Source organism: Candidatus Terasakiella magnetica, assembly GCF_900093605.1.
Taxonomy (GTDB): Bacteria; Pseudomonadota; Alphaproteobacteria; order Rhodospirillales; family Terasakiellaceae; genus Terasakiella; species Terasakiella magnetica.
On the sequence record NZ_FLYE01000025.1, the window covers coordinates 1 to 1502 of the forward strand.

1 protein-coding gene is annotated in these 1502 nt (G+C 45.5%); it reads left to right on the forward strand.

The window, feature by feature from the left end; translation table 11 throughout:
• Positions 1-85 precede the first annotated feature (85 nt).
• Positions 86-1434 (forward strand): IS3 family transposase gene (locus tag MTBPR1_RS10845; protein WP_126465175.1). Its coding sequence is split into 2 segments (ribosomal slippage): positions 86-413 and positions 413-1434, totalling 1350 coding nucleotides; the frame shifts between segments, so codons are not numbered across the junction.
• Positions 1435-1502 lie beyond the last annotated feature (68 nt).

Consider the following 1502-nt stretch of genomic DNA (forward strand, 5'->3'; position numbering starts at 1 on the left):
GTTTCCCTTCAGCACCAATGAGACCAAACATATAGATTGAACAAAGGAGGATTTAGGTCTTATCGTAATGACGTAAGGAATGAAGATGAGAGCTAAATCCAAAGCACCTGCATCGAAGGTCGTCAAAGACATTCGACGCGCCACGCGCAAGCACCATTCAGCTGAAGAAAAGATCCGTATTGTGATCGAAGGACTTCGTGGTGACAGTTCCATTGCTGAACTTTGCCGCGTAGAAGGCATCGCCCAAAGCCTTTATTACAGCTGGTCCAAAGAGTTTCTCGAAGCGGGTAAGAAACGCCTTGCTGGAGACACTAAAAGGTCAGCCACTACAAATGAGGTCAAAGACCTTCGCCGTGAGAGTGGTGACTTGAAAGAACTGGTTGCTGAGCAAGCCCTTGAAATACGCATTCTCAAAAAAAGCATGATTGCGGATGGGGGCGACGACGAATGAGATACCCAGCATCAGAAAAACGCGAGATCATAAAATTGGTTGAGCAATCCCATTTATCAGCGCGTCAAACTCTGGATCGTATCGGCATACCACGTGCGACTTTTTATCGTTGGTATGCCAAATACCAAACGGGCGGCGAGGATGAACTTGAAGACAGAACGTCTGCACCAGGCCGGGTTTGGAACCGCATCCCTGCAAAGGTCAATGACCAAGTTATTGACCTTGCCTTGAATGAAACCAGCCTGTCCCCACGTGAGTTAGCTGTGAAGTTTACCGATACAACAGGCTATTTTATCTCTGAAAGTTCTGTCTATCGCTTACTAAAAAGCCATGATTTGATTACCAGTCCGGCCTATGTGGTGATCAAGGCGGCTAATGAATTTAAGGATAAAACCATAGCCCCAAACCAGATGTGGCAGACGGATTTTACTTATTTCAAAATCATCGGCTGGGGTTGGTATTATTTATCGACGATCTTAGATGATTACTCGCGCTACGTCATCGCATGGAAACTTTGTACCACGATGAAGGCTGGCGATGTCACAGACACATTGGATTTGGCTTTAACCGCTTCGGGTTGCGATCAAACTAAGGTCAAACACAAACCCCGTTTGTTATCAGATAACGGGGCGTCTTATATTGCTGAAGATTTGGCAGTTTATCTGGATGAGCAAGGTATGAGCCATGTCAGAGGCGCGCCCTATCATCCCCAAACTCAAGGCAAGATCGAACGTTGGCATCAAACATTGAAGAACCGTATCTTGCTGGAAAACTATTACTTACCCGGAGACCTAGAGCTGCAAATCGGCAAGTTCATTGATTACTATAATCACGAACGGTATCACGAAAGCCTCAATAATGTGACACCCGCAGACGCCTACTTTGGTCGCGCACCTGCCATTTTAAAACGAAGGGAGAAAATCAAACAAAAGACCATCGAGAAAAGACGCTTGATCCATAAAAATCAAACTGCTTTAAATTAACATAGAAAGAAAGGCCGATCCTCCTTTAAGAAGTCAGACTCGTGGTCTCTAATGTTTTGCTGACGCAC